This is a genomic window from Arthrobacter sp. CAN_A6, from assembly GCF_015751715.1.
GTDB lineage: Bacteria > Actinomycetota > Actinomycetes > Actinomycetales > Micrococcaceae > Arthrobacter_D.
Window position 1 is genome coordinate 615,657 of record NZ_JADOUV010000001.1, and the last position, 25,159, is coordinate 640,815.

Consider the following 25,159-nt stretch of genomic DNA (forward strand, 5'->3'; position numbering starts at 1 on the left):
GATGGCGTCCGATTCCGGCGCAGCGGTCATTCCTGTCGCCTTGTCGAGTGCATCCGTCTACCCCCTCGCCGTGCACGATGCCTTCGCACTGGCGCAGGACCTCGGGTACGACGGCGTCGAGGTCATGGTGACGAACAACCACGTCAGCCAGAGCCCGGAGATGCTCACTGTCCTGAGCGAACGGTACGAGCAACCCATCCTCGCCATCCACGCACCCACCCTGCTGCTCACCCAGCAGGTGTGGGGCAAGGCATGGACCAAGATCGAGATGTCGGCGGCCATGGCGGCGGAGGTGGGCGCCGCTACGGTGGTCACGCACCCGCCGTTCCGGTGGCAGACGGGTTACGCCGAGGAATTCGCCGAGGGCATACAGCGGGTGTCGGCGGAGTACGGGGTGGAAATCGCCGTCGAGAACATGTACCCGTGGAAGGTCCGGGGCCGGGAGGCCAAGGCCTATCTGCCGCACTGGAATCCGGTGCCGGAGCCGTACGACGCCGTCACCTGGGACTTCTCGCATGCCGCCATTGCGGGTATGGATTCCTTCGAGGAGATCCGGGGCCTTGGCAGCCGGCTCGCGCATGTTCACCTGACTGACGGAACACCCAACGGACGGGACGAACACCTCCTGCCCGGGCAGGGACAGCAGCGGTGTGCCGAGGCATTGGGGTTCCTCGCGGAGTCAGGGTGGAAGGGCGTGGTGGCAGTCGAGGTCAGCACCCGCAAGGCCCGGGGGGCGGGGGAGCGGGAGCAGTGGCTCGCCGACACCCTCGCCTTCGCCCGGAGACACCTGAGTTCCTGAAATCCGGCGGTGCGGCGGTAACCGGAGAAGCGGTTAAAAGGAGATGGCGCCGACGGGTGTCCAGGTGTTGGGGGAATCACCTGTCGCCGCCGGCGCCGGACCGGATCAGGAAAATCCAGCCCCTATCACTCGCACCTTTATGAGGTACTTCAAACCGTACGACCCGAGGTTGTGACGCAACAGGATAATCGCTGGGAGAAGGCTGTGAACGCTCCATGGCAGGATGGGCGTATGACGAATTCTGAGGCCCGGTCCGTTACTTTCCTTGGTTGCGGCTCCATGAACGAGGCGATCCTCGGCGGGCTGCTCGCCGCCGGCCTGGAAAAATCCTCGGTCACAGCAACCGTGCGTCGGGCGGACCGTGCAGCGGAACTCCGGGAGCGGCATGGGATCACCGTGCTCGCCACCGCCGAGGACGCGCAGGCGAACACGGCAGCGGTGGCCGGTGCCGACGTCGTCGTGATCGGTGTCAAGCCGGTGGGCGTGGTGGCGCTGGCGCGCGAGGTCGCTCCGGCGCTCAAGCCCTCTGCCCTGGTGCTCAGCGTGGCGGCCGCCGTTCCGATCGACCTGCTCGAGGATGTGCTGAATGACGGGCAGCCGGTCATCCGTTCCATGCCGAACACGCCGTCGCGCCTCGGGAAGGGCGTGTTGTCGATCTCGGCCGGAACCCATGCCGGCCCCGAGGAGATGGAGCGGGCGCGCGCTCTCCTGGCATCTGCGGGAACCGTGGTGGAAGTCCAGGAGCAGCAGATCGACGCCGTTTCGGCAGTCAGCGGCTCAGGGCCCGCCTACGCTTTCTACCTCGCCGAGGCGATGGCCGCCGCGGGAGAACAGCTGGGCCTTGACGGGGAGCTGTCCAGGTTGCTGGCCAGGGAGACCGTGGCCGGAGCGGGCTTCATGCTCGCGGAGGAGGGGGCCGACGCCACCGCGCTCCGGCGCGCGGTGACGAGCCCCAACGGAACTACCCAGAGTGCCCTGGAAACCTTCGAAGCACTCGGGCTGATGGATCTCATTGCGGCGGGCGCGCGTGCCGCCACGGAGCGGGCCGCGGAGATCACGGTCGAGCTCCGTCAGGCGGACCAGAGCGGGGCCTGAGCCACAGCACCAGCAGGGCAAGGGGCAGCAGGACGCCGAGGCTCGTGAAGAGTTCGAGGGGAAGCGGACCTTCACCGGACACGCGCCCCGTGAGGATGAGCGTCACGGTGATCGACGAGAACATCATCACCGGCAGAAACAGTGTCGTGACGCCGAGTTCCGCGGCTCGCCGCCCCCGCGGGCTACCTTTCGCATGGACGAGGGCGGCCGGGATGAGGAACGCGATCCATACCCAGTGGTGGAACCATGAGATCGGGGAGATGGCGAGCATGACGACGGCGTTGGCGCTGATGGCGCGAACGAGGTCGCCGTCGTCCTCCGCGCGACGGATCGCTGCGTAGCCGAGCGCGATCACCGCGAGGCTCCCAAGGACCCAAAGGGAGCGCTGCGGGCCCCCGCTCGCCCCGAGGTGGGCGAGGAAGGAGTTCAGGGACACGTTGTAGAGGTCAGTGGTGTCACCGACGCGCGCCGGATCGCCGATGGCGCCGAACCAGAACCGGGCCGACTCCCCGGGAACCGCGAGCCAACCGATCCCCACGGTGGTGAGGAAGCCCGTACCCATGGTGAGGACGGCACGCCAGTCCCTGCGTACGAGGAAGATCAGGCCGAAGGCGAGCGGCGTCAGTTTGATGCCGGCCGCGATGCCGATCAGGAACCCGCGCGGCACGCGGCCGGGTGGCCGAAGGAGGTCCGCGACGATCAGCACGAGGATCAGGGGGTTGATCTGGCCGAAGCCGAGCCCCTCCCGCCACGGGCCGCTGACCCCGATGAGGAGCACCAGGAGGACCAGCGCCGCGACCTTGCCCCACCGGGTGCCGGCCCATAGTGGGAGCGCCTGCCGGTCTGCCAGGTAGCGGCGGACCCACCGTGCCACGACCAGCAGGCAGGCCAGGGAGACGGCGGTCACCAGCACCAGTGCACCGGGTGCCGGGAGCAGGGCAAGGGGTATGAAGACCAGTGCGGCGAAGGGCGGGTAGGTGAAGGGAAGGCTGCGGGTGTCCGTCTCGATTAGGGATGCGTCATAGAGCTGCTGGTCTCCGGCCATCCCGAGCAGGGCGAGGGCGCCCTGCCGGTAGACCAGGAGGTCGAGGCCGTGGATCTGCGCTGAGAGAATCACGAGGGCGAGTGCCACTCCCGATCCCGCAAGGAGGGCTAGCGCGCGTGCTGGGGTGGAGGTCAGGGACGGCCCGCGAAGCGTTCGAGGAGGTCCACGTGTCCCGAGACGATCAGCATGTCGCGGCTCGAGACCTTCGTGTCCGCCCTGGCATAGGTGAAGTCCTCCCCGGGGGATTTCACTCCCACCACCGTGACGCCGTACTTCGACCGGACACTGGACTCGGCGAGCGTGAAGCCCTGGGTTTCCTTCGGCGGATACATCTTCACGATGGCGAAACCGTCGTCGAACTCAATGAAATCGAGCATCCGGCCACCCACCAGGTGCGCGGCACGCTGGCCGGCGTCGGCCTCGGGGTAGATCACATGGTTGGCGCCGATGCGCTTCAGGATCTTTCCGTGGGAGGGCGTGATCGCCTTGACCCACAAGTGATCAATCCCGAGGTCCACGAGGTTCGCGGTGATCAGGACGCTCGATTCGATCGAGGTTCCCACACCGACGACGGCGGCGGAGAACTCCTGGGCCCCGAGCTGGCGGAGGGCATCGAGGTTGGTCGCATCGGCTTCGACCACATGGGTCAGGATGCCCGAGAACTTCTGCACCAGTTGCGGATCCCGCTCGATCGCCAGCACCTCGCGGCCCTGTTTCACGAGCTGCTCGGCCGTGGCAGCGCCGAAACGCCCCAGGCCGATCACCAGGACCGGTGCGTTATGTGCTGGTCTTTCAGCCAATGATTGGCCTCTCTTCCGGGTAGTGGTACAGCGTGCTGCGCTGGCGAAGAGCGAGGGCGGAGGCCAGGGTGATGGTTCCCATGCGTCCCGCGAACATGAGGGCTGACAGGACGTACTTGCCCGACGGCGGGAGTTCGGCACTGAGGTTGGTGCTGAGCCCACACGTGGCGAAGGCGGAGATCACCTCGAAGAGAACCCGGTTGAGTTCCTCGCCGGAGATCGCGAGGATCAGTCCGGTCGCCACAAGGACCAGCGTTGCACCCATGAAGATCACCGAGATGGCAACGCGCATGGCGCCCGGGGGAATGGTCCGGCCCCACGCTCGGACGTCGGAATCACCACGCGCTTCGGCAACGATCGCGAGGAACATGACGGCGATGGTGGTCACCTTGATGCCGCCCGCTGTCGACGCCGACCCACCGCCCGCGAACATGAGGGCATCAGTGAGCAGCATGGTGGTGGAATCCATGGCGCCCTGATCCACGAGGTTGAAGCCTCCGGACCGGGTCATGACTGAGGCGAAGATGGCGTGGATGATCTTGTCGGATGCGCTGAGGTTGCCGATGGTCCGCGTATTCGCCCACTCAAGGGCCGCCCACGCGATGGTTCCCACCACGAGGAGGATCAGTGACACGGCAATCGTGAGCTTGGTGTGCAGGGTCCACTTCCGGTAGCGCCACTTGAGCTGGAGAAGCACCATGATGACCGGAAAGCCGAGGCTGCCGAGGAAAACGCCGACCATCAGCGGAACCAGGATCCACAGGTCCGTCTCGTAGGGCACCAGGCCGTCCGAGTGGGGAGTGAACCCGGCATTGTTGAAGGCTGAAATGGAGTAGAAGATACCGTGCCAGACAGCCTGCCAGAACGGTTCGCCCAGCACCATGAAGCGGGGAATCATCACCACGGCCAGCACGATCTCGATGGCGATCGAAGTGGTGATGACGATCCGCAGCAGAGTACCGACCTCGCCGAGTCGGCTCGCATTGTTCATGGACGCCTGGGCGAGCAGCTTGCCGCGGACGCCGAGACGCTTGCTGACGATCAGCGCCAGCAGCGAGGCAAGGGTCAGGGTGCCGAGGCCTCCCACAAAGATACCGAGAAGGATCACCAGCTGGCCGAAGAACGACCAGTGCGTGGCGGTGGAGACCACGGTCAGCCCGGTCACACAGACCGCCGAGACAGCGGTGAACATGGCGTCATGCAGGGGCGTGGCTGTGCGGTCCGCTGTGGCTGCAGGAAGGCTGAGGAGTGCCGTGAAGACCAGGATGACGGCGGAGAAGATGAACAGGGCGAGCCGGGCGGGTGATGAGTTGGCGAAGGAGTCGAGGAAATCGCGGATCTTGCCGAGGAGCCGGAAGTACCCGCTCTGATCGCCGCTCAGCCACCGCGGCTGTTGACTTACCATTGACGCCCGCTCTGCCCCGTTGCTGTCTGCGCCGCGGAGGCGGCGTCGAAAAGGTCCTCCGAGTAGTAAATCACTTCCGCAGTGGCTTCGTGGTCAGGAATTTCCTGAATCGCGTACCCTGTCCTTGATGTCTAACCACTCCGCACCCGCGCTTCCGACACAGGTCGTCTGGGATGAATCGATGCTTGCCTACAACTTCGGTGGGCACCATCCGATGAATCCCGAGCGGCTTGCGCTGACCGCCCTGCTCGCCCAGGACGCCGGTCTGCTGAAGCTGCCGGCCGTGACAGTGGAGCAGCCCTTCGTTGCTGAGGACAGCGAACTGGCGGCAGTTCACAGTGCTGAATACATCTCCGCTGTCCGCGATGTGAGTTCGAATCCCAGCGACTCGCGGCCGGAGTGGGGGCTCTGTACCGACGACAACCCCGGCTTCCTCGGCATGCACGAGGCGAGTGCGAGGCTGGTGGGCGGTTCCCTCCGGGCCGCCGACGCGATCGTCTCGGGAAAAGCCGTTCACGCAGTGAATTTCGGAGGCGGGATGCATCACGCGGCGCGGTCGAAGGCGAGCGGGTTCTGCATCTACAACGATGCCGCTGCAGCCATTCAGCGGCTACTTGACCGTGGGGTGCAGCGAGTGCTCTACATCGACGTCGACGCGCACCATGGAGACGGAACGGAAAGCATTTTCTGGAACGACCCGAGGGTTCTGACGATCTCCCTCCACGAGACAGGAATGAGCCTTTTCCCGGGCACCGGTTTCGCCAATGAGACCGGTGGCGCGCAGGCTGAGGGATATGCCGTCAATGTCGCGCTGCCCACTGTCGCCGGTGATTCCGCGGTGCTGCGCGCGTTCCACGCCGTCGTTCCGCAACTCGCGGGGGTGTTCTCACCGGAAGTCATCGTCAGCCAGCACGGGTGTGATTCCCACACCAGCGATCCGCTGACCAACCTGCGGTTGAGCGTAGACGCCCAGCACGCCATGATGCTCGCCGTGCGCGACCTCGCCGCGCAGTTCTGCGACGGCCGGTGGATCTCCACAGGTGGCGGCGGGTACAACCTGACGAGCGTGGTTCCGCGATCCTGGGCGTTGCTGATAGCAGTGGCGGCGGGAGCGCCGTTGAACCCGAGAAGTCCGGTTCCTCAAGCTTGGCGCGACCATGTGCACGAACGGTTCGGATCAGAGGCTCCGCTACTGATGGGCGACGGCGCCGAGCTGTGGTGGCGATCCTGGGAAGTAGGCTATGACCCCAACGACGAGCTGGACCGCACCGTGATGGCCACGCGCAAGGCCGTGTTTCCCCTTCACGGCCTCGACCCCTGGTTCGACTAGGTTGCATTACTCGGCAGGATACTGCCTTCGAAGATGCCCACAGGCGCATATATCGCTAGGGTAGGCAGATGATTATGGACGATGTGTTTGCCGTCATCGCCGAGGGCACGCGGCGGGAGATCCTTGCCCGGCTCCGGGCAGGGGACAAATCGGTGGGCCAACTGGTCGAGGAATTGGACGTGAGTCAGCCTACGATTTCCAAGCATCTGAAGGTGCTGCGGGAAGCGGGACTGGTGTCGATGAGGGCGCAGGGACAGAAACGGTACTACGCACTGGAGACAGCTCCACTGCACCGCATCGTCGAATGGCTCGATTCCTTCGCTCGGAATGACCCGCGGCTCGCCAACCACTTCGCGGCAGCCCCGAAGGAAGGCGGTAGGTCGGGCACGAGTCTGCCTGCCGAGGCCCTCCTCATCGGCGGGGTGCTCGAGCGCGAGGAGACAGGGGGCGCTCGGTCGGAGATCCTCGCCGCAGCGGCGCTGGCCGTCCCTGAATCGGACGCCGACCCCGCCCATGCGGCGGCTCCGGGGCCGCCCGCAGGATCCGGCACGGACACCGCGTCGGGAGGTCCGCCCGAGGGGACGCGCCAGCAGCACCTCGGCAGGACCGTCGGACGGGCAGCGGAGCGCGCCGCGGACCTTCTGTCGCAGCTGCGGCGCAGGCGCGACCAGGAGCGCTGACTCCCAGTTATTTTTGCTCAGGGGGCTTCCTCTCAGCTGCATCTCCAGCTACCATACGGCCTTGACGGAACAATTCACTTCCGTAACGCGTTGTCCCGTATAGCAGCCGTGGCATCCCTGATGGTGCCGATTCAAGGGCCGGCCCTAGAGCAAAAGGATTGGTGGATGGCAGACGGGACGAACTTCTCGGATGTGTTGTATCTGACGGTGGCCGAAGTAGCCGAACTGATGCGGGTGTCGAAGATGACGGTATACAGGCTCGTTCATGCTGGCGCGCTGCCCGCCGTCCAGTTCGGCAGGTCCTACCGGGTGCCGGAGTCCGCGGTCCAGGAGTACCTCGAGTCCGCCCGGGTGGACGGGCAGACCGCTTAGGGCACGGCCCGGCTCCGCTCCAGCGACCGTGCACAGCGCCCGGTCAAGGTCCACAGCATTTGGCTGTACCCTGTTAAGGAGCGTTTTGGGCGGCTTTCAACTGCCGCTCATTTTTTCCAATGTCAGCATCAGGCGGCCGTGGATCGGTCCCCGATCCGCTACGGTCCCTGAAAACCAACAAAAGTTTGTGAGGACTCTATGGGTTCAGTAATCAAGAAGCGCCGCAAGAGGATGGCAAAGAAGAAGCACCGCAAACTGCTTCGCAAGACCCGCCACCAGCGCCGTAACAAGAAGTAGGGCTGCGCGGCCCTCATCGGCAGCAGTGCCTCGCTCGCGTGGACGCTCTCGGTCTTCCCCGGTCCGCCGTTTCATCTAATGATGATGCGGCGGGCCGGATGTCGTTGAGGTGCCAGCAGGCGCTCCGACGCCGGGCGCGGAACCGGCCGTCAGCGGGCGCGGAACCGGGAGCCGCCCGGACCCGGGAAATAGCCCTCAGCGGGCGCGGAACCGGGAAAAGCTGCGCCAGAGGCCGTAGACGGCACCCGCGCCTGTCGCGGCCCGGAGGCCCAGCGTCGCCGCACGGCGTCCGCTGCGGAAGTCATAGACCGGCCAGTTGTTGGCGCGTGCGTGACGGCGCAGCCTGGTGTCGGGGTTGATGGCCACGGGATGGCCCACTACGGTGAGCAGGGGGATGTCGTTGAACGAATCGCTGTAGCCCCAGCACTTCGCAAGATCCAGGTTCTCCTTCGCTGCGAGGTCGACGACCGCAGCCGCCTTCGCGGGTCCGTGCAGGAAGTCACCCACGAGATTCCCCGTGTACAGCCCTTCGGCAACCTCCCCGACGGTACCAAGTGCTCCTGTCAGGCCGAGGCGGCTCGAAATGACACTGGCCACCTCCACGGGTGTGCCGGTGACGAGCCAGACCTGGCGGCCGGAGCTCAGATGCTGCTCGGCGAGCGCTCGCGCCCCGGGCCAGATCTTCGACGCGATCATCTCGTCGTAGACCTCCTCGCCGAGGGCAAGGATGTCGGCATGCGCAATGCCGATGGCGAAGGCAAGCGCTGCATCCCGCACGGAGTTGACGTCGGTCATGGTTTCCCCGCGCATGATGAAGCGGAGCTGCTTCCACGCGAGCCCGGCGGCGAACCGCAGGGTGAAGGCCTTGCGCTGGTACATTTTCCGCGCAACGTGGAACAGGCTGGCGCCGCGCATCAGGGTATTGTCGACGTCGAAGAAGGCCGCCTCGCCGGGCGCACGGGCCTGCCGCGTCGAGGCGGGCGTCGTGCCCCAGGTGGCTGCCGGCATAGCTCGAGTCTAAGTCCTGGCCAAGCGGGCGCCGTGCCACCGGCAGGGGAGTAGTTTGGGTTCCATGGACGCATTGCCCCCGGAGAGCGAATCCAAGGACGTCGTGCTGCTCACGCGGCCGGATTGCCACTTGTGCCAGGAGGCGCGGGACGTGGTGGAGCGCGTCACGGCGAGCCTTGGGGTCGGCTGGGCTGAGCAGTCGGTGGTCGGCGCCCCCGATCTCCTGGAACGGTTCGCCGAAGAGCTGCCGGTGCTGTTGATCAACGGCGTGCAGCGGGACTTCTGGGTCATTGACGAGGCACGGCTCCGTAAGCTTCTCGGGGGCTGAGCGCGCTTTCGGCGGAGGCCGGCGGGCCCGGCTTGGTGGGTCTGTAGCAGCGGCATAAAGTGGTGGTACGTCCGCGGATCGCCAGGCACGCGGATGGGGGTGCCACTCCCGGCAATACCAGGCGACGCAATGGAGCAGACACAAGTGACGACGTCGAACATGCAGGGGCTTCACCCGGTAGGCGATGGCGGACGCGAGATTCCCCCAGCGTCTCTCACGCGGCTGACCATTTATCTGCGCGCACTGAACTCGCTGCTGGCCGAGGGTGTCGAGCGGGTTTCCTCCGAGGAACTGGCCGACGCCGCGGGAGTCAATTCTCCGATGGTGCGCAAGGACCTCTCCTACCTCGGCTCGTACGGCACAAGGGGCGTGGGCTACGAGGTTCAGTACCTCAACCGGCAGATCGCGACGGCGCTCGGTCTGACGCTGGATTGGCGCGTCGCGATCATCGGGGCGGGTAACCTGGGCCGGGCACTCGCAGGATACTCGGGCTTCGTCTCGCGGGGTTTCGAGATCGTGGCGCTCTTCGATGCCGACCAACTGGTGGTGGGGACCGAAGTGGGCTGGCTGCGGGTGAGTGCCGTAGAGGATCTTGAGGTGGTGCTTGAGCGCACCCGTACCAACATGGCGGTGCTCTCGGTGCCCGCCGCCGTGGCTCAGGAGTTATGCGACCGCCTCGTGGAATCGGGGATCACCAGCATTCTCAGCTTTGCTCCGGTAGTGCTTTCGGTGCCTGCCCACGTGCAGTTGCGCAAGGTCGATATGTCCACCGAGCTGCAGATTCTTGCCTACCACGCACAGCGTGCGCAGGAACCGGAACTTCCCCCGGTGTCCGACGCACGCTCCGCGCCGTAGTCCCGTTCCGCCCTCTAGTACCCCAGCGGGCGCTTCGCGAAGTATTCGTTCGACGGCTTCAGGTAGCACAGCACGATACCGGCGATGCCGAGCAGCACCGAGATGGCAGCAAGGATTCCCGACCCGATGCCGAAGATCGACAGGGCGGCGAAGACGGTGCCGGTGATGCGGGCCCAGTTCTTCCCGCGGCGGATCATCACGGCGATCAGGACATACAGGGCCAGCGAGATGAGCGCGACCACAATGACGATGGTGGAAATCAGGCTGGTGAGCGAAGCGGGATCCAGGCCGGATGCCTCGAGGTCGGCGAGCTGATCCGGCGTGATCGAACCCAGCGGGTTCAGGGACATGAAGACGGCGGCGAGCAGGTTGACGACCCCCGCCGCGATGATAAGCCAGTAAGCGGTATTGACCTTCTGGGGAGCCGGTCCGTTCGCCTGGACCGGCATGCCGGTTTGCCCGCCAGGGTAGGAGTAGCCGGGCTGGCCGTACGGTTCCTGTTGCCCGTACTGAGGTGCCTGCGGGGTGTTCTGGCCATACGGTCCCTGTTGCCCGTACTGCGGCGGCTGCGGCGTGTTCTGCCCGTACTGCGGCGGCTGCGGCGTGTTCTGCCCGTACTGCGGCGGCTGCGGCGTGTTCTGCCCGTACTGCGGCGTGTTCTGCCCGTACTGCGGCGGCTGCGGCGTGTTCTCGCCGTACTGCGGACGCTTCGGATCCTGGGGGTCGCTGCCTGGGGTGTTCGCCGGCGTACTCATGGAGGCTTCCTTCCTCGTGCTGGACGTCTGTCTGCGAGGTCCGCACCAGGCACCTGCACCGGAAGCGGATCCCTGTTCCCTATCCTGCACCTTTTGGCGCGGGTATGCGTTAACGGCGGCAGCCGCCGTCGTACCCGCGTGGGGCGCGACGGCGGCTGCAGTCCCGGGGGTTCTGCCACCCCGGCCCCGGGTCGGGGCGTAAGCAGTTGCTATGCGGCGACGGGAGCTACGAACGCGGCGTCGACGGTAATGGTGACCTTGTCGCCGACGAGCACCCCTCCGGCTTCGAGGGCTGCGTTCCAGGTCAGGCCGAACTCCTTGCGGGAGATGGTCGTGGAGCCTGAAATACCGGCGCGGGTAGCACCGAACGGATCAACGGCGACACCGTTGAACTCGGTGTCCAGCACCACGGGCTTCGTGATGCCACGGATGGTGAGATCGCCCTGGATCTCGTAGGTTTCACCGGCTCCGGTCACGGAGGTGGAGACGAACGTCATCTCGGGAAACTGCTCGACGTCGAAGAAGTCGGCACCCCGCACGTGGCCGTCGCGGTTCTCGTCACCGGAGGAGAACGACGCCGTCTTGATGGTCGCCGTGACCTTGGAGTCCTCGAGGCTGGGGCCTACCTGCAGTGCCGCATCGGTATCCGTGAAGCTGCCGCGGACCTTGCTGATGCCCGCGTGGCGGACGCTGAAGCCGATTTCGCTGTGCGAGGGGTCGAAGGCCCAGGTGCCGGCGGTGAGTCCTGAAGGAATGCTCATGGTGGATCTCCTTGTGATGGTGTGGGGAAGTCGTTACATCCATATAAGCATGCATTTGCATCTTTTATTCCATCCGTCAGTTAAATCTTCAACAATTTTGGCAGACAGTCGGCAGGGGGCAATTTAGCGCCCGGCAGGAACTCTGGGAAACTGGGACCATGCCCCTAGCAACCGTCCACCTGGTGCGCCATGGTGAGGTCCATAATCCCGACGGCGTCCTCTACGGAAGGCTGCCGGAGTTCCACCTGTCCGAGCTGGGCCAGCAGATGGCCGAACAGGTGGCGAACTATTTCGGGGAGCGAAGGAACGACGGCGCCAACCTGGTGTATCTCGCCGCCTCGCCGCTGACGCGGGCGCAGGAAACTGCCCAGCCCTTGGCGGCGGCCCTGAACCTCGACGTCCACACGGAGGAGCGGATCATCGAGGCCGAGAACCGTTTCGAGGGCATGTCCGGCGTCAAGAGCAGATTGAGGCAGCCCCGCTACTGGCCGCTGCTGGTCAACCCCATGAGGCCGTCCTGGGGTGAACCCTATGCGGCGCAGGTTGCCCGGGTCATGGAAGCGGTGCACCACGCCCGCGCTGCCGCGATCACCCTTGCATCCGGCAATACCGACCCCGAACGGCCGGCGGAGGCGGTCCTCGTCGGTCATCAGTTGCCCATCTGGGTCACGCGACTGGCAGCGGAGCGGCGCAGGCTGTGGCACGACCCCCGGCAGCGGGAGTGCACGCTGACCTCCGTCACGTCGCTGGACTTCTCGGATGACACCCTCACGAGAGTCCGTTATACGGAGCCGTGCGCTGATCTCCTGCCCGGTGCGGCGAATGTCCCGGGAGCGTAATAGAATTACTACACGTTGTAGAAATCTGTGAAAGAAGCCGTGAACACACCGAATCCCGCCATGGCCCGCCGCTCCCTCCTGAAGTTCGGAGCCGCACTTGCCGTAGGCCTTCCTGCTTCAGTGGCCCTTGCGTCCTGCGCTGCCGAGGACCCGCTGGCGCAGCAGGCCGCAGCCGGGGACAACAAGAACTACATTGCGGGCGACGGTTCGGTCACGGAATATGCGGCCGGCGAGCGCGGTGAACCTGTCGACCTGACGGGGAAGCTCTTCGACGGAACCCAAGTGTCGAGCGCCGAGTGGGCGGGCAGCGTCACCGTCCTCAACTTCTGGTACGCCGCATGTGCGCCATGCCGCAAGGAGGCCCCGGACCTCGTTGCATTGCACGATGAGTTCGAGCCGCAGGGGGCGCAGTTCTTCGGCGTCAACATCCGCGACGAACGGGCCACGGCCGAAGCGTTCGAGCGCAGCTTCGACATCCCCTATCCGAGCTTCGATGACCAGGACGGCGGCGTCCTCCTCGCCATGACAAGCTATGTACCGCCGCAAGCCGTGCCGACAACCCTGGTTTTCGACAAGGAGGGCCGGATCTCGGCAAGGATTCTGGGCCTGGCAGAGCGAAGCACCCTCAAGGCCCTGATTCAAGATGCTCTCGCAGAGTAGCGCCGGCGAAGCGCCCGCACTCTCCCTTCCCTTGCTCTCAGCTGACAATCCCTTCGCCGATGCCGTCCTCAACGGATCGATGCTCCTGGCCCTGCCAGTGGCACTGCTGGCCGGGTTCGTCTCCTTTGCCTCTCCCTGCGTCCTGCCGCTCGTCCCCGGGTACCTCGGCTATGTCACGGGCCTCACCGGAGTGGATCTCGAGCGGCAGCGGCGGGGGCGCATGTTCGCGGGCATCGGCCTCTTCGTCCTCGGTTTCTCTGCGGTCTTCATGGCCTACGGTGCATTGTTCGGTGCGCTCGGTTCCTGGCTTCGGCTCTCCCAGGACTGGCTGATCCAAATTTTCGGCGGAGTGGTCATCCTGCTCGGCGTCGTGTTCATCGGCGGTTTCTCCTGGTTCCAGCGGGAAAGCCGCATTCACGCGCGCGTGCCCACTGGACTGATCGGCGCGCCGCTCCTCGGCGTCACGTTCGGGCTCGGCTGGGCTCCGTGCATCGGTCCCACCCTGGGAGCCGTGCAGCTGCTCGCCATCTCCGGCGACGATGCCAGCGCACTCAAGGGCGCGGTGCTGACGTTCGTCTATTGCCTCGGCCTCGGCCTTCCGTTCCTCCTCATCGCACTCGGGGTCCGCCGGGGCATGGGAGCGGTCAATTTCTTCCGGAAGCACCGTCTCGTGTTGCAGCGCTCGGGTGGGGGAATGCTCATCGCAGTGGGGCTGCTCATGGTCACCGGGGTGTGGAACCTGTGGATCACCGAGCTCCAGGATGTCCTCGTCAACAGCGTGGTGCTGCCCATCTAGTGCACCGCGCTCCACGCAGGGATCCAGCCAGTAGGGAACCACCACTGAAGAAAAGGTCAGAGTGACTAAGGAAAAGGAAAGCAGCCGGGAGGTACGGTCCGACGCCGTCCTGCCCGCGCTGGGATTCACCGGAACACTGAGGTGGGCCTGGACGCAACTGACCAGCATGCGCACCGCGCTGTTCCTGCTGTTGCTTCTTGCCGTCGCGGCAGTGCCTGGATCACTGTTCCCGCAGCGGTCGGCCAACCCCGAAGTGGTGACGCAGTACATCCAGGACAACCCGGATACCGGCCCCGTCCTCGACTGGTTCCAGCTTTTCGACGTCTATTCCTCGGTCTGGTTCTCGGCCATCTACCTGCTGCTGTTCATCTCGTTGATCGGCTGCGTGATTCCACGCGCGATGGCCCATGGACGGGCCCTGCGGTCACAACCGCCACGGACACCCAAACGGCTTTCGAGGATGCCGGTCTACGGAACCCTGGAGATCCCGGCGGCCCGGGCCGCCGAGTCGGCGATCACGCCGTCGTCCGCTGCCGCCGACGCCGCCGCCGTCCTCAAGAAGCGCGGGTACCGCGTGGAGGTGAGGGATGCCGAAACCGATCGCCCCTCGGTGGGAGCCGAACGTGGGCTGTCGAAGGAGCTGGGAAACCTCGTCTTTCACACCTCGCTGATCGGGGTGCTGGTTTCGGTGGCCGTGGGAAGCCTTTTCGGCTACAACGGGCAAAAGGTGATCGTAGAGGGTGACAGCTTCGTCAATACCCTCGTTGGTTATGACTCGTTCACGCCGGGCTCGAACTTCTCGGGAGACCAGCTTGAGCCGTACTCCATCCGGCTGGACGCCTTCGACGTGCAGTTCGACCGTTCCCAGCCCACCAACTACGGCTCCCCGATCGACTTCACCGCGAACGTCACCACGCAGGACGGGCCCGGTGCGGAGCCCGAGGAGCAGGTCCTCAAAGTCAACGATCCCATCACCATCGGCGGGACCAGCGTGTACCTGGTGGGAAACGGTTACGCGCCGGTTGTCACCATCCGTGACGGCGAGGGCAACGTCGCACTGGAAGGCCCCGTGGTCTCGGTCCCCTCGGACGGCCTCTACACCTCGCTGGTGGTCATCAAGGCCCCTGATGCGAAGCCCGAGCAGCTCGGGTTCGTGGGTTTCTTCCTGCCCACGGCGTTCGTTGATGAGGCCGGGGTGTCCTTTTCCAGGGATCCAGATCCGTTCAACCCCCAGCTGAACCTCAACGCCTACTACGGCGACCTCGGGCTGGACGAAGGAAATCCCAAGAACGTCTACGTGCTCGACACCGAGGACCTCACCGAACTCAACAGTCGCACCAGCGAAAACGGCGGCATCACCCTCGGTGCCGAGGAGACCTACGAACTGCCGGAGGGCAAGGGATCCATCACCTTCGAAGGCCTCCGGCGCTACGTTGCCCTCGACGTACACCACGATCCGGGGCAGCTCGGGGCGCTGGTGTTCTCGACCCTCGCGCTGACGGGGCTCTCCGCCTCGCTGTTCATCGGACGGCGCAGGCTGTGGGTGCGGACGGGGGCTCATGCCGACGGCCGCGTGATGGTTGAGTACGGGCTGCTGGCCCGTGGCTCGGACCATCGGCTGCCCGGCGAAGCGAAGGCCGTCGAGGGTCTTCTCGCCAAACGCTGGCTGGTGCAGCAGCAGCGCACAGGCGAAAATGAATTGCAGACCGCGGGATCGCGCGCCGCCGGTTCCGGCACTGGGGAATCCCACAACGATGCTAAGGACAAGTAATGCCAAGCGTTAACACTGAACTGGGCGGGATCAGCGAGCTGTTCATGCTCCTGGCCTCCATCGCCTACATGGCGGCGTTCGTCTTCTTCGTGCTGGACCTGGTGAAGTCGAGCAAGACCATCAGCGGCGTCGAAGCCCGGCTTGCGCAGGAGCAGGCCGTGCTGACCGGAGTGGGTGGGCGGTCGGGCGTTTCCGCCGCGGTGCCGCCCGACATCGCGACCGCCGATGACTCGATGGACTACGGCTCTGGTCGCCCGAGGTCTTCAGCCCGCATCGCGGTGGCACTGACAGTGCTCGCCGCCGCCATACATGGCGTGGCCGTAGTCACCCGCGGCTTCGCAGCGAATCGGGTTCCCTGGGGCAACATGTACGAGTTCTGCACCACTGGAGCCTTCTTCGTCGCAGCGATCTTCCTGGTCACCCTCACCCGCAAGGATCTGCGCTTCGTCGGATCCTTCGTGATCGGCCTCGTGGTGTTGATGCTGTGTGCCGCGACCGTCGGATTCCCCACCCCCGTGGCAAGCCTCGTTCCAGCCCTCCAGAGCTACTGGCTCGTGGTCCACGTGTCGGTGGCGGTGGCGTCGTCGGCCCTGTTCACGATCACGTTCGCCATGTCCATCCTCCAGCTGGTGCAGACCTCGCGTGAAGCGAAGGTTGCTGCCGGGCGACCCGACAATGCCAAGTTCATGCGGGTTGTTCCCTCGGCCCTCAGCCTCGAGAATCTCTCCTACCGGCTGAACGCGATCGCCTTCGTGGGCTGGACGTTCACCCTGATCGCCGGTGCCATCTGGGCCGAGCAGGCGTGGGGCCGGTACTGGGGCTGGGACGTCAAGGAAGTGTGGACGTTCGTGATCTGGACCGTCTACGCCGGATACCTGCACGCGCGAGCCACCCGCGGCTGGACCGGTACGCGCGCCGCGTGGCTCTCGATCATCGGCTACCTCTGCATCGTGTTCAACTTCACCATCGTGAACATCTACTTCTCGGGGCTGCACAGCTACTCCGGGGTCTAGGCGGAGCGGAGACCAACCGAGCGGTGACCGGCGGAGCGGGTTGTCGCGGGACGTGCGCACTGGCGGCGGGTTTTTGACGCCACACACCCGCCGTTGCTGCGCTACTCTCCAGGGGTGCCTAGGGCGGGCAGCGCCGACCGTCGGTGTCCTCCGGGGCGGCTAGGGGTTCTTGGGGCGCTCGGCGTCGGTGCTGGCGGGTCCGGCGTCGTCGTCTTTCGACTGTCCCTTGACGGGGTTGACCGGGTTGACCGGGGTGGTGGAGTTTCCCGGAGTGGCGGTACCGCCGGCTTTTTCGCCGTCGCCGGTACCCTTCTTCTTTTTCGCCTCCGCCTCGCGAGCCTTGAGCTCCTGTTCCTTACGGCGCCGTTCCGTTTCGCGGGCCTGCTGGCGGCGCTTGGTCTCCAGGTTCTGCAGGAACTGGGGGTCGTCGTCAGGTGCGGTCGGATGCCGGCGGGCTGGCCGCGGAGGGCCGGGCGGAGTGGAGCGCGGACGGCCGAAAAGGAACCACATCGCGGTCCCGATGAGGGGCAGCAGAAGAATGATCACGAGCCAGGCGGGCTTCGAAATGCTGCGCACTTCATGCCTTCTGCTCATGATGCAGTCGATCAGTGCGTAGATGATGACGGCGACTCCGAGAATCGCCAGAAAGAGCAAGAGGCGCGGCATACTCCAAGTGTAGGCGAGTAAACTTGAGCAGTGGCCTTCCTCAAATTCACAGCCCTCCGGCTCCTGCTCGTGATCGTTTTCTTCGTTCTCTGCATGTTCCTGCAGCTCGGTGCGGTGCTCTCCGCGGTGGTCGCAGCCATCCTCGCCTGGTGCATCACGTACCTGTTCTTCCGGCCGATGCGCGACGACGCGGCGGCGGACCTCCAGCGGCGTTTCAAGGACGGCGCACCCCCCGTGCGGAACGGAATGGAGCTCGACGACGCCGAGGCCGAGGACTGCTTCGATTCGAATGCAGCAGTGAACGCTGCTCGCCCACCACGGCAGAACTAGCCCCTGCAAATCCGGCTGCGGTGCGACTGCCCGCTAGCCCAGTGCGGCAGACAGTACGATTCCCAGCCCGAACAGCAGGCTGAAGGCCAGGTTGATGAGCCCTGTCTGCTTGAGCACGGGAATCAGGCTCTCGCGCCGCGAGCCCCTGATCATCACCCTGCTCGGTGCAAGACAAGCCGGCACCAGCAGGAGAACCAGCAGGACCCACGGGTAGCTGGGTGCAAGTGCCAGGGGCAGCAGGACGGCTGCCGCCAGCATTCCGACGTAGCTCGCCCGTGCCGCCGGGTCACCGAGACGAACCGCGAGCGTTAGTTTTCCCACTTCTCGGTCGGTCGGGATGTCGCGCACGTTATTGGCCATGAGCAGTGCCATGGCGATCAATCCGGTGCCTACGGCGCCGATCCAGGCGGGAGCGCTCAGCTGCCCCGCCTGGGTGAAGGTGGTGCCGAGCGTCGCCACGAGGCCGAAGAACACGAAGACGAAGACATCGCCGAGGCCACGGTAGCCGTAGGGGTTCCTGCCCCCCGTGTAGCCCCATGCTGCAGCGATGCAGCCGACTCCCACCAGGAGCAGGAACCATGCCTGGGAGAGAATGATCAGCAGCAGACCGGCGGCCATGGCGGCGGCGAAGCAGGCAAAGGCCGCGAACTTGACCTGCCGTGGCGCTGCGGCTCCCGACCCGGTGAGTCGCAGCGGACCCACGCGGTTGTCATCGGTGCCGCGGATACCGTCGGAATAGTCGTTCGCATAATTGACGCCGATCTGCAGCAGCATTGCCACGGCGGCAGCCAGTGCGGCGTTGAGAGGCCTGAACCCGCCCAGTTCGTAGGCTGCCGCGCTGCCGACGATCACCGGCGCCACGGCCATGGGCAGTGTCCGGGGGCGGGCTCCCTCGAGCCATTGAGCGGCAGTCGCCACGGAAGTTCCTTTTCTGGTTGAGCGAGTTCGGGTGGATGACCGGCGAGTCCGGTCAGGATCCGGCTTTTCCGAGCAGCGCCTGGATGGTCCTGCGGTCGGGCTTTCCGCCTGGCAGGAGCGGCAGCGCATCGAGCGCCAGGACCGACTTCGGCACCGCATGTGCACCGAGTGCGTCCTGCACACGCTGGCGCACCACCTGGGCTTCTGCGGTGCCAACGACGGCGGCAGCCACGGCGGTGCCCCACTGAGTGCTCGGGATGCCGACGACAAGTGCCTGGCTCACTCCGGGGATCGATTCGATAACCTCCGCCACTCTGGCTGCCGACACTTTCAGACCGCCGGTGATGATGACGTCATCCATGCGCCCGCCCACGGAAACCGTTCCGTCCGGGGCGACATCTCCGGCGTCGTCGGTCCGGAACCAGCGCTGTCCGGAGTTGAAGGGAAAGCGCTCGTCGGTGAGCTCGGTGCTGTTGAGGTATCCGTCAGCCAGGACCGGCCCGCCGATCCACAGTCGGCCCTCCTCCGAGGTGACCTGTACGCCGTCGAACGGCACGCCGTCGTACACGCACCCGCCGCACGTCTCACTCATCCCGTAGGTGGTCACGATCCTCAGTCCGTGTTTCCGGGCCTCACTGCGCAGGGCCGAGCCGGCCGGGGCTCCACCGAGCAGGATCGCGTCGAAGCGTTTGAGGGCCTTCAAGGTTCTCGGGGAGGGATCGGTCAGGAGCCGCTGCAGTTGCGTGGGTACCAGTGACGTGAACCGTACGCGGTCGGTGAGTTCCCCGGCAGCGTCGGTGAAGGTGTCAGGCGTGAAGGATTGTGCGTTAGCCAGGGCCCAGGGCTGCGTTCCGGCATACAGCGAGCGCACGAGCACCTGGAATCCTGCAACGTAGTGGACGGGAAGGGCAAGGAGCCACTGGCCCTCGGCCTTCAACGCCAGGGCGGTCCCCATCGCCGAGGCAGCGAGGGCGTCGACGCTCAGCAGAGTCTGTTTGGGCACGCCGGTGGACCCGGATGTGCTGATGACCGCCGCGACCTCGTCGTTGGGCAGTTCGCCTTCGAACCGCTGGCCGGGCTCGCTGTATGGGGCGACCGCAGGCCCTTCCCCGGCAAGTGCGTCGGCGAGGGGCTTGAGCATGGCGAGCGGGTCGAAGCCTGCGGGGGTGTGGATCGGAAGGAGTTCCATGCGGGTCCTAGAAGTAGTGGGGGAAGGCGGACCAGTCGGGCTCCCGCTTTTCCAGGAAGGCTTCCTTGCCCTCGGTTGCCTCATCGGTCATGTAGGCCAGACGAGTGGCCTCACCGGCGAACACCTGCTGGCCGGCAAGGCCGTCGTCGGCCAGGTTGAAGGCGAACTTGAGCATGCGGATGGCCTGGGGGCTCTGGCGAGCGATGTCCGCGGCATAGCGCAGTGCCGTTTCCTCGAGGAACTCGTGATCGACGGCCTCGTTCACCGCTCCGGCGGCCACCATGTCCTCCGCGGTATATTCGCGTGCCAAGAAGAAGATCTCACGGGCCTTCTTCTGGCCGATCTGCCGGGCCAGGAGTGCCGATCCGTACCCGGCGTCGAAGCTTCCCACCGTCGCATCGGTCTGCTTGAAGCGGCCGTGCTGCCGGGAGGCGATCGTCAGGTCGGCCACCACGTGCAGGCTGTGCCCGCCGCCCGCGGCCCAGCCGTTGACGACGGCGATCACCACCTTGGGCATGGTGCGCATCAGGCGCTGCACCTCGAGGATGTGCAGGCGGCCTGCTCGTGCCGGGTCGATCGTCTCGGTCGTCGCGCCCTCCGCGTAGCGGTAACCGTCGCGCCCACGGATGCGCTGGTCGCCTCCCGAACAGAAGGAGTGCCCACCATCCTTGGGGGACGGGCCGTTGCCCGTCAGGAGCACCGTCGCTACATCCGGTGTCATCCGGGCGTGGTCCATGGCTCGGTACAGCTCGTCCACGGTGCCGGGCCGGAACGCATTGCGGACTTCCGGGCGGTCGAAGGCGATACGCACCGTGGGCAGGTCCCGCAGGACATGCCCGTCAGCGTCCCGTTCCACCTGGCGGTGGTAGGTCAGGTCGGCGAAGTCCTCGAAGCCTGACACGACGCGCCATGTGGGAGGGTCGAAGATGTCGGATACCTGGGCGGGAAGATCGAATGTCACCAGCCGAGTCTAGCCGGGCGGCGGATTCCGGACAGGATACGGGCTCTTCGTGGTGGACCTACCCGATGCAGAACTCGTTGTCTTCGGGGTCGGCCATCGTGTACCAGGTGTGCGGCCCCTGTGAGGCCTGATAGAGGAACCTCGCGCCGCGCGCCTCGAGGGAGGCCCGCAGGACGTCCTTGTCCCCGTCGTCGAGGTTGATGTCCAGATGGACCCGGTTCTTTCCGGTTTTCGGCTCGGGGACGGGTTGGAACAGGATGCGTTGCCGCCCCCTGGTTCCTACCTCCTCAGGCCGGCAGATTGCAGCGCCGGCCTTCCATACCCGGGTGCCGCCGTGCTCCACCAGGTCGTCGGGCCGGGCATGACCCGCCTCCAGCATCTCGTCGATGAACGCCTGGTTCGTCGGTTCAACGGTCCACTCCAGTGTTCTTGCCCACCAATCAGCCAGCGCATGGGGGTCGGTGCAGTCGATCGTGATCTGGACGTTGAGAGCCATGGGGAAAGGCTAGGGGAACTGCGTTGGAGCGGAAAGGGCATCACGGACAGATTCGGTCCGTAATGCCGAGGGGCCTGTGTGTGGTTCCAGGAGCATTCGGCCGATCGCACGAGGTATGCCCGATGGCATGGCGCCAGGTCTCGGCGGCACGCTCGGCCGGCCGGTCTCGGAGGATTCCTGCTACAGTTTTTACAGAACGATCGGTCGGTAAATACCGGCTTCGGAAAACCAACGACGATGGAGACGGCCATGGCTGAAGCTTTCCTGGTGGGTGGGGTACGCACCCCTGTCGGTAGGTACGGCGGAGCGCTCTCGGGTGTTCGCCCTGACGATCTCGCGGCGCTCGTGGTGCGTGAAGCCGTGAGCCGGGCGGGGATCGATCCCGCGAGTGTCGACGAAGTAATCCTCGGCAATGCGAACGGGGCCGGCGAGGAGAACCGCAACGTCGCTCGCATGGCGACCCTGCTCGCGGGGCTTCCGGACAGCGTTCCCGGCATCACCGTCAACAGGCTGTGCGCCTCGGGTCTTTCAGCGATACTCATGGCTTCGCACATGATCAAGGCCGGTGCCGCCGACATCGTGGTGGCGGGCGGCGTCGAATCCATGAGTCGGGCGCCGTGGGTCATGGAGAAGCCGGGCAAAGCCTTCGCCAAACCGGGAGACGTCTTCGACACCTCCATCGGCTGGCGGTTCACCAACCCCCAGCTTGCGGCGAGGGACAAGCTCACCTTCTCGATGCCGGAGACGGCCGAGGAACTCGCCACCGTGGATGGCATCTCGCGCGACGACGCCGACCGCTTTGCGCTGCGCTCCCACCAGCGCGCAGTCGCCGCCATCGAAGCGGGCCGGTTCGACGACGAGATTGTGGCAGTCCAGGTGAACCAGGGCAAGCGCTCCTTTTCCGTCACCACTGACGAGGGACCGCGCTCCGATACCAGCCTCGAGACACTGGCGGGCCTCCGCTCGGTGGTGCGTCCCGATGGCGTCGTCACGGCCGGTAACTCGAGCTCTCTCAATGATGGTGCTTCCGCCGTCATCGTGGCGTCAGAAGCTGCGGTGAAGCGTCTCTCCCTCGCTGCGAGGGCCCGCATCATCGACGGAGCATCGGCGGGCGTGCCTTCCGAGATCATGGGTATCGGGCCGGTCCCGGCCACGCAGAAGATCCTTGAAAGGACAGGGCTCAGCATCGGCGACCTCGGCGCCGTCGAGCTCAACGAAGCGTTCGCTCCGCAGGCACTCGCCTGCATTCGCCGGCTCGGGCTGGATGAGGACATCGTGAACCGCGACGGCGGCGCGATCGCGCTGGGGCATCCCCTCGGATCCTCGGGATCACGGATCGCCATCACCCTGATGGGCAGGATGGAGCGGGAGCTGCGCAACGGTGGCGCGGGGATCGGGCTCGCGACGATGTGCGTGGGAGTGGGACAGGGAACCGCCATGCTGCTCGAGGCCGTGTAGTGACCGGCACGGCCACCCTCCGCATCGATGACACCCGCGGCAGGCTGCTGGTGCAGCTCGACAGGCCCGAGGTGCGCAACGCCATCGATCAGCAGATGGTGGACGAACTGCACGAGGTGTGCAGCCGGCTGGAGCGGGAACCGCGGATCCTGATCCTCGCCGGAACGCAAGGTGTCTTTGCTTCAGGCGCAGACATCGGCCAGCTTCGCGAGCGACGCCGGGACGACGCCCTTGCGGGAATCAACTCAACCCTCTTCACGCGGATCGCCCGACTGCCGATGCCGGTCATCGCTGCACTGGACGGCTACGCGCTCGGCGGGGGGGCGGAACTCGCCTACGCCGCCGACTTCCGGATCGGAACGCCCAGCCTGAGGATCGGCAACCCCGAGACAGGCCTCGGGATCCTCGCGGCCGCCGGTGCCACCTGGCGCCTGAAGGAACTCGTGGGGGAGCCGCTGGCCAAGGAAATCCTGCTGGCCGGCCGTGTGCTGGGGGCCGATGAGGCGCTCGCTGCCCGCCTCATCACGGAGATCCACGAGCCGGAGGCACTGCTTGACGCCGCCCACGCCCTTGCGGACCGCATTGCCCGGCAGGACCCGCTCGCCGTCCGGATCACGAAGAGCGTCTTCCATGCGCCGGCGGAGGCACACCCGGTGATCGACCAGCTGGCGCAGGGCATCCTCTTCGAGTCCGATGCGAAATTTGCACTTATGCAGGAATTCCTCGACCGGAAGAAGGACCGCTGATGCCTATCCCGAATCGCGTGGGTGTACTGGGTGGCGGGAGGATGGGCGCAGGAATCGCCCACGCCTTCCGCCTCGCAGGCGCCGAGGTCGTGGTGGTGGAACGCGACGAAGCTGCTGCGGCAGCGGGCCGGGAGCGGGTGGAGTCCGCGTTGGCCAGGAGTGTGGAGCGGGGCAGCACTGCGGAGCCCCTCGATGCCCTCACGTCCCGCGTGTCTGTGGCCACGGACTACGCGGCCTTTGCCGGATGCGGTCTCGTCATCGAAGCGGTGCCCGAGGACTTCGACCTCAAGGCAGCGGCACTGAAACGGGTGGAGGCCGAGCTTCAGGCCGGGGCGTGGCTCGCCACCAATACGTCGTCGCTTTCCGTGAACGCGTTGGCGGCGCAACTGGCCCGGCCTGCAGAATTCTGCGGCCTGCACTTCTTCAATCCCGTTCCGGCGTCAACCCTGATCGAGGTGGTACTGGGAACGGCGACGTCGCCGGACACCGCATCCGCCGCCGCGGAATGGGTCACTGACCTTGGGAAAACCCCGATTGTCGTGAACGACGCCCCGGGCTTCGCAAGCTCGCGGCTGGGGGTGGTCATCGCCCTCGAAGCGATGCGCATGGTCGAAGAGGGCGTGGCCTCAGCGGCCGACATCGACACCGCAATGGTGCTGGGGTACAAGCACCCGGTGGGTCCGTTGCGGACCACCGACCTCGTGGGACTCGACGTCCGGCTTGGGATCGCGGAGTATCTCGAATCGACGCTCGGCAGCCGATTTACGCCGCCGGCCATTCTTCGGGAGAAGGTGGCCCGCGGCGAGCTGGGACGGAAGACCGGGAAGGGCTTCTTCGACTGGAGCTAGTTCCTGCGGACCTTTCCGGGTTTCGTCAGGTCGACCCGCTCCTGAACCGCCGCAAGGTAGCCCAGCTCGTATCCCTCGGCAGTGGGATGCAGGTCATCGGGCTCGCCTAGACCACTGAACTTGATCCATGGCTCCGGAGAGCCGATTCCATGCCCGGTGAACTTCTCAACAGTGTCCACGTAGATGAATTTCTCGTCTTCGGCTGACTCCTCGATCACCTCATTGACGGCATCTGTCGCTGCATTGAACCGAACGGCGTTGGCGCTGAGCAGACCCAACCCACCCGATTCCGGGGAGAACAGGTGTGGGTACCCCGTAACCACGACGGTCGCCTTGGGTGCTGCATCGTCGATCTGGTCATAAAGGATTTCAAGCGTCTCGGCGAGAGCCGGCAGGGCGCTCGTGGCGGCCGAAATGGCCCCTTCGCAAGCGCCGTCGATCCGCGTTACGTCTCCGGGCGTAGCGGGGACTTCGAAGCAGATTGAAGCGACTCCACCGAAGCCGACGTCGTTGCCGCCTGCCGATACCGTGACCAGATCAGTGCGCTTGTTCAGGAGCCGGGCTCCCTCAAGGGTTGCCACCTGCTGCGGCAGGTCGACCGAAGGGTGTGCCTCATTGACCGAAACGAATGCTCCGGCGCAGGTGGCGTCGCCCACCAGTTCGATCTTGTTCCTTGCGTCGAGGAGGCCCGGTAATCCAAGAGGTGATCGACCGCAGAACCCGTAGGAGCCCGCGCTGGCGCCGCCGTCGGGGCGGGCGCCGAAGCCGGAGGCATAGGAATCCCCGAGCGCCACATAGTCGACCAATTTGGGGGAGTGAGCGGCAGCAGGGCCGACACCGGCGGTGGTGAACAGGAGCGAGGAGAGGAGGGTGAGGGCGCCTGCGCGGCGTCGAGCGGGACTGGAGTGCTTTCTCATGATTCAAGGTACTCCCGTTGG

At 65.7% G+C, this 25,159-nt stretch carries 29 protein-coding genes; 17 read left to right on the forward strand and 12 right to left on the reverse strand.

What is annotated here, in order from left to right; all coding sequences use genetic code 11:
* Position 1: 1 nt before the first annotated feature.
* Positions 2–799, forward strand: coding sequence for a sugar phosphate isomerase/epimerase family protein (locus tag IWX75_RS03050; protein WP_196820746.1), 798 nt, complete (start codon positions 2–4; stop codon positions 797–799).
* A 231-nt stretch (positions 800–1,030) separates the two neighbouring features.
* The gene (proC, locus tag IWX75_RS03055) at positions 1,031–1,894 is read left to right on the forward strand and encodes a pyrroline-5-carboxylate reductase (RefSeq protein WP_196820747.1); all 864 of its coding nucleotides are present in this window, start codon (positions 1,031–1,033) and stop codon (positions 1,892–1,894) included.
* On the opposite strand, the gene IWX75_RS03060 is transcribed toward proC, so the two are convergent.
* The 3 genes from IWX75_RS03060 to IWX75_RS03070 are packed head-to-tail and all read right to left on the reverse strand — an operon-like array spanning position 1,854 to position 5,144.
* Positions 1,854–3,026, reverse strand: coding sequence for a glycosyltransferase 87 family protein (locus tag IWX75_RS03060; RefSeq protein ID WP_196820748.1), 1,173 nt, complete (start codon positions 3,024–3,026; stop codon positions 1,854–1,856). The genes proC and IWX75_RS03060 overlap by 41 nt on opposite strands.
* Positions 3,027–3,070: 44 nt before the next feature.
* Positions 3,071–3,739: a potassium channel family protein gene (locus IWX75_RS03065; protein WP_026532943.1), complete on the reverse strand. Its 669-nt coding sequence runs from the start codon at positions 3,737–3,739 to the stop codon at positions 3,071–3,073.
* A complete protein-coding gene (locus IWX75_RS03070; protein ID WP_196820749.1) occupies positions 3,732–5,144 on the reverse strand; it encodes a TrkH family potassium uptake protein in 1,413 nt (470 codons plus the stop codon). The genes IWX75_RS03065 and IWX75_RS03070 overlap by 8 nt, the downstream gene beginning before the upstream one ends.
* Before the next feature lie 127 nt (positions 5,145–5,271).
* On the opposite strand from IWX75_RS03070, the gene IWX75_RS03075 reads away from it, so the two are divergent.
* From IWX75_RS03075 to IWX75_RS03090, 4 genes are all read left to right on the forward strand, one after another.
* Positions 5,272–6,474: an acetoin utilization protein AcuC gene (locus IWX75_RS03075; RefSeq protein WP_334684063.1), complete on the forward strand. Its 1,203-nt coding sequence runs from the start codon at positions 5,272–5,274 to the stop codon at positions 6,472–6,474.
* Positions 6,475–6,542: 68 nt separating this feature from the next.
* Entirely contained in the window at positions 6,543–7,154 is a 612-nt protein-coding gene (locus IWX75_RS03080; protein WP_196820750.1) for an ArsR/SmtB family transcription factor, read from the forward strand.
* A gap of 165 nt (positions 7,155–7,319) precedes the next feature.
* Positions 7,320–7,526, forward strand: a complete 207-nt coding sequence (locus tag IWX75_RS03085) for a helix-turn-helix domain-containing protein (protein WP_196820751.1) — start codon at positions 7,320–7,322, stop codon at positions 7,524–7,526.
* Positions 7,527–7,724: 198 nt separating this feature from the next.
* Entirely contained in the window at positions 7,725–7,823 is a 99-nt protein-coding gene (locus IWX75_RS03090; RefSeq protein WP_003792170.1) for a 30S ribosomal protein bS22, read from the forward strand.
* 195 nt (positions 7,824–8,018) lie between these two features.
* Here the strand turns inward: IWX75_RS03090 and IWX75_RS03095 are convergent, their stop codons facing one another.
* Complete coding sequence (locus tag IWX75_RS03095) at positions 8,019–8,831, reverse strand: HAD family hydrolase (protein WP_196820752.1); 813 nt, start codon at positions 8,829–8,831, stop codon at positions 8,019–8,021.
* 64 nt (positions 8,832–8,895) lie between these two features.
* Here IWX75_RS03095 and IWX75_RS03100 point away from each other — a divergent pair, with 64 nt between their 5' ends.
* Both IWX75_RS03100 and IWX75_RS03105 read left to right on the forward strand, forming a co-directional pair.
* Entirely contained in the window at positions 8,896–9,159 is a 264-nt protein-coding gene (locus IWX75_RS03100) for a glutaredoxin family protein (RefSeq protein ID WP_196820753.1), read from the forward strand.
* A gap of 159 nt (positions 9,160–9,318) precedes the next feature.
* Complete coding sequence (locus tag IWX75_RS03105) at positions 9,319–10,014, forward strand: redox-sensing transcriptional repressor Rex (protein ID WP_334684088.1); 696 nt, start codon at positions 9,319–9,321, stop codon at positions 10,012–10,014.
* 14 nt (positions 10,015–10,028) lie between these two features.
* Here IWX75_RS03105 and IWX75_RS03110 read toward each other — a convergent pair whose 3' ends face one another.
* Both IWX75_RS03110 and IWX75_RS03115 read right to left on the reverse strand, forming a co-directional pair.
* Entirely contained in the window at positions 10,029–10,769 is a 741-nt protein-coding gene (locus IWX75_RS03110; protein WP_196820755.1) for a hypothetical protein, read from the reverse strand.
* Between the two features lie 209 nt (positions 10,770–10,978).
* Positions 10,979–11,530, reverse strand: coding sequence for a YceI family protein (locus IWX75_RS03115; RefSeq protein WP_196820756.1), 552 nt, complete (start codon positions 11,528–11,530; stop codon positions 10,979–10,981).
* Between the two features lie 158 nt (positions 11,531–11,688).
* Here IWX75_RS03115 and IWX75_RS03120 point away from each other — a divergent pair, with 158 nt between their 5' ends.
* The 5 genes from IWX75_RS03120 to ccsB all read left to right on the forward strand — a co-directional run bounded on the left by IWX75_RS03120 (position 11,689) and on the right by ccsB (position 16,609).
* Positions 11,689–12,369: a histidine phosphatase family protein gene (locus tag IWX75_RS03120; RefSeq protein WP_196820757.1), complete on the forward strand. Its 681-nt coding sequence runs from the start codon at positions 11,689–11,691 to the stop codon at positions 12,367–12,369.
* 60 nt (positions 12,370–12,429) lie between these two features.
* Positions 12,430–13,029, forward strand: a complete 600-nt coding sequence (locus IWX75_RS03125; protein ID WP_196820863.1) for a TlpA family protein disulfide reductase — start codon at positions 12,430–12,432, stop codon at positions 13,027–13,029.
* On the forward strand, positions 13,013–13,825 hold the full coding sequence (locus IWX75_RS03130; RefSeq protein WP_334684064.1) for a cytochrome c biogenesis CcdA family protein: 813 nt from the start codon (positions 13,013–13,015) through the stop codon (positions 13,823–13,825). The genes IWX75_RS03125 and IWX75_RS03130 overlap by 17 nt, the downstream gene beginning before the upstream one ends.
* Positions 13,826–13,886: 61 nt before the next feature.
* Positions 13,887–15,596, forward strand: a complete 1,710-nt coding sequence (gene resB, locus IWX75_RS03135; protein ID WP_334684065.1) for a cytochrome c biogenesis protein ResB — start codon at positions 13,887–13,889, stop codon at positions 15,594–15,596.
* Entirely contained in the window at positions 15,596–16,609 is a 1,014-nt protein-coding gene (gene ccsB, locus IWX75_RS03140; protein WP_196820758.1) for a c-type cytochrome biogenesis protein CcsB, read from the forward strand. The genes resB and ccsB overlap by 1 nt, the downstream gene beginning before the upstream one ends.
* Positions 16,610–16,768: 159 nt before the next feature.
* Here the strand turns inward: ccsB and IWX75_RS03145 are convergent, their stop codons facing one another.
* Positions 16,769–17,275, reverse strand: a complete 507-nt coding sequence (locus tag IWX75_RS03145) for a PLDc N-terminal domain-containing protein (RefSeq protein ID WP_196820759.1) — start codon at positions 17,273–17,275, stop codon at positions 16,769–16,771.
* Between the two features lie 30 nt (positions 17,276–17,305).
* Here IWX75_RS03145 and IWX75_RS03150 point away from each other — a divergent pair, with 30 nt between their 5' ends.
* Positions 17,306–17,605 carry a DUF4229 domain-containing protein gene (locus tag IWX75_RS03150; RefSeq protein WP_196820760.1) on the forward strand — a complete coding sequence of 100 codons (300 nt, stop codon included), beginning with the start codon at positions 17,306–17,308 and terminating at the stop codon, positions 17,603–17,605.
* A gap of 33 nt (positions 17,606–17,638) precedes the next feature.
* On the opposite strand, the gene IWX75_RS03155 is transcribed toward IWX75_RS03150, so the two are convergent.
* Genes IWX75_RS03155 through IWX75_RS03170 form a run of 4 tightly spaced genes read right to left on the reverse strand, consistent with a single transcriptional unit; the run spans position 17,639 to position 21,169 of the window.
* On the reverse strand, positions 17,639–18,523 hold the full coding sequence (locus IWX75_RS03155; protein ID WP_196820761.1) for a 1,4-dihydroxy-2-naphthoate polyprenyltransferase: 885 nt from the start codon (positions 18,521–18,523) through the stop codon (positions 17,639–17,641).
* Positions 18,524–18,575: 52 nt separating this feature from the next.
* Positions 18,576–19,712, reverse strand: coding sequence for an AMP-binding protein (locus IWX75_RS03160; protein ID WP_196820762.1), 1,137 nt, complete (start codon positions 19,710–19,712; stop codon positions 18,576–18,578).
* 7 nt (positions 19,713–19,719) lie between these two features.
* The gene (locus tag IWX75_RS03165) at positions 19,720–20,673 is read right to left on the reverse strand and encodes a 1,4-dihydroxy-2-naphthoyl-CoA synthase (RefSeq protein WP_196820763.1); all 954 of its coding nucleotides are present in this window, start codon (positions 20,671–20,673) and stop codon (positions 19,720–19,722) included.
* A 58-nt stretch (positions 20,674–20,731) separates the two neighbouring features.
* Complete coding sequence (locus IWX75_RS03170; protein WP_196820764.1) at positions 20,732–21,169, reverse strand: VOC family protein; 438 nt, start codon at positions 21,167–21,169, stop codon at positions 20,732–20,734.
* A 249-nt stretch (positions 21,170–21,418) separates the two neighbouring features.
* Between IWX75_RS03170 and IWX75_RS03175 the strand changes: the two genes are divergently transcribed.
* From IWX75_RS03175 to IWX75_RS03185, 3 genes are read left to right on the forward strand one after another with little or no spacing between them, the layout of a single operon-like run.
* A complete protein-coding gene (locus tag IWX75_RS03175; protein ID WP_196820765.1) occupies positions 21,419–22,627 on the forward strand; it encodes a thiolase family protein in 1,209 nt (402 codons plus the stop codon).
* Entirely contained in the window at positions 22,627–23,373 is a 747-nt protein-coding gene (locus IWX75_RS03180; RefSeq protein ID WP_196820766.1) for an enoyl-CoA hydratase/isomerase family protein, read from the forward strand. Before IWX75_RS03175 ends, IWX75_RS03180 begins: the two co-directional genes overlap by 1 nt.
* Positions 23,373–24,221 (forward strand): 3-hydroxyacyl-CoA dehydrogenase family protein, encoded by an 849-nt coding sequence (locus IWX75_RS03185; protein ID WP_196820767.1) that lies wholly within the window; start codon positions 23,373–23,375, stop codon positions 24,219–24,221. Before IWX75_RS03180 ends, IWX75_RS03185 begins: the two co-directional genes overlap by 1 nt.
* Here IWX75_RS03185 and IWX75_RS03190 read toward each other — a convergent pair.
* Positions 24,218–25,138: an SGNH/GDSL hydrolase family protein gene (locus IWX75_RS03190; protein WP_196820768.1), complete on the reverse strand. Its 921-nt coding sequence runs from the start codon at positions 25,136–25,138 to the stop codon at positions 24,218–24,220. The two genes, IWX75_RS03185 and IWX75_RS03190, sit on opposite strands and share 4 nt — an antisense overlap.
* Positions 25,139–25,159 lie beyond the last annotated feature (21 nt).

Excerpts from the sequence above, each read along its gene's own strand:
- IWX75_RS03050 (WP_196820746.1), top strand. The coding sequence starts at position 2 with ATGGCGTCCGATTCCGGCGCAGCGGTCATTCCTGTCGCCTTGTCGAGT.
- proC (WP_196820747.1), top strand. The coding sequence starts at position 1,031 with ATGACGAATTCTGAGGCCCGGTCCGTTACTTTCCTTGGTTGCGGCTCC.
- IWX75_RS03070 (WP_196820749.1), bottom strand. The coding sequence starts at position 5,144 with ATGGTAAGTCAACAGCCGCGGTGGCTGAGCGGCGATCAGAGCGGGTAC.
- IWX75_RS03075 (WP_334684063.1), top strand. The coding sequence starts at position 5,272 with ATGTCTAACCACTCCGCACCCGCGCTTCCGACACAGGTCGTCTGGGAT.
- IWX75_RS03080 (WP_196820750.1), top strand. The coding sequence starts at position 6,543 with ATGATTATGGACGATGTGTTTGCCGTCATCGCCGAGGGCACGCGGCGG.
- IWX75_RS03085 (WP_196820751.1), top strand. The coding sequence starts at position 7,320 with ATGGCAGACGGGACGAACTTCTCGGATGTGTTGTATCTGACGGTGGCC.
- IWX75_RS03090 (WP_003792170.1), top strand. The coding sequence starts at position 7,725 with ATGGGTTCAGTAATCAAGAAGCGCCGCAAGAGGATGGCAAAGAAGAAG.
- IWX75_RS03095 (WP_196820752.1), bottom strand. The coding sequence starts at position 8,831 with ATGCCGGCAGCCACCTGGGGCACGACGCCCGCCTCGACGCGGCAGGCC.
- IWX75_RS03100 (WP_196820753.1), top strand. The coding sequence starts at position 8,896 with ATGGACGCATTGCCCCCGGAGAGCGAATCCAAGGACGTCGTGCTGCTC.
- IWX75_RS03105 (WP_334684088.1), top strand. The coding sequence starts at position 9,319 with ATGCAGGGGCTTCACCCGGTAGGCGATGGCGGACGCGAGATTCCCCCA.
- IWX75_RS03110 (WP_196820755.1), bottom strand. The coding sequence starts at position 10,769 with ATGAGTACGCCGGCGAACACCCCAGGCAGCGACCCCCAGGATCCGAAG.
- IWX75_RS03115 (WP_196820756.1), bottom strand. The coding sequence starts at position 11,530 with ATGAGCATTCCTTCAGGACTCACCGCCGGCACCTGGGCCTTCGACCCC.
- IWX75_RS03120 (WP_196820757.1), top strand. The coding sequence starts at position 11,689 with ATGCCCCTAGCAACCGTCCACCTGGTGCGCCATGGTGAGGTCCATAAT.
- IWX75_RS03125 (WP_196820863.1), top strand. The coding sequence starts at position 12,430 with ATGGCCCGCCGCTCCCTCCTGAAGTTCGGAGCCGCACTTGCCGTAGGC.
- IWX75_RS03130 (WP_334684064.1), top strand. The coding sequence starts at position 13,013 with ATGCTCTCGCAGAGTAGCGCCGGCGAAGCGCCCGCACTCTCCCTTCCC.
- ccsB (WP_196820758.1), top strand. The coding sequence starts at position 15,596 with ATGCCAAGCGTTAACACTGAACTGGGCGGGATCAGCGAGCTGTTCATG.
- IWX75_RS03145 (WP_196820759.1), bottom strand. The coding sequence starts at position 17,275 with ATGCCGCGCCTCTTGCTCTTTCTGGCGATTCTCGGAGTCGCCGTCATC.
- IWX75_RS03160 (WP_196820762.1), bottom strand. The coding sequence starts at position 19,712 with ATGGAACTCCTTCCGATCCACACCCCCGCAGGCTTCGACCCGCTCGCC.
- IWX75_RS03170 (WP_196820764.1), bottom strand. The coding sequence starts at position 21,169 with ATGGCTCTCAACGTCCAGATCACGATCGACTGCACCGACCCCCATGCG.
- IWX75_RS03175 (WP_196820765.1), top strand. The coding sequence starts at position 21,419 with ATGGCTGAAGCTTTCCTGGTGGGTGGGGTACGCACCCCTGTCGGTAGG.
- IWX75_RS03185 (WP_196820767.1), top strand. The coding sequence starts at position 23,373 with ATGCCTATCCCGAATCGCGTGGGTGTACTGGGTGGCGGGAGGATGGGC.
- IWX75_RS03190 (WP_196820768.1), bottom strand. The coding sequence starts at position 25,138 with ATGAGAAAGCACTCCAGTCCCGCTCGACGCCGCGCAGGCGCCCTCACC.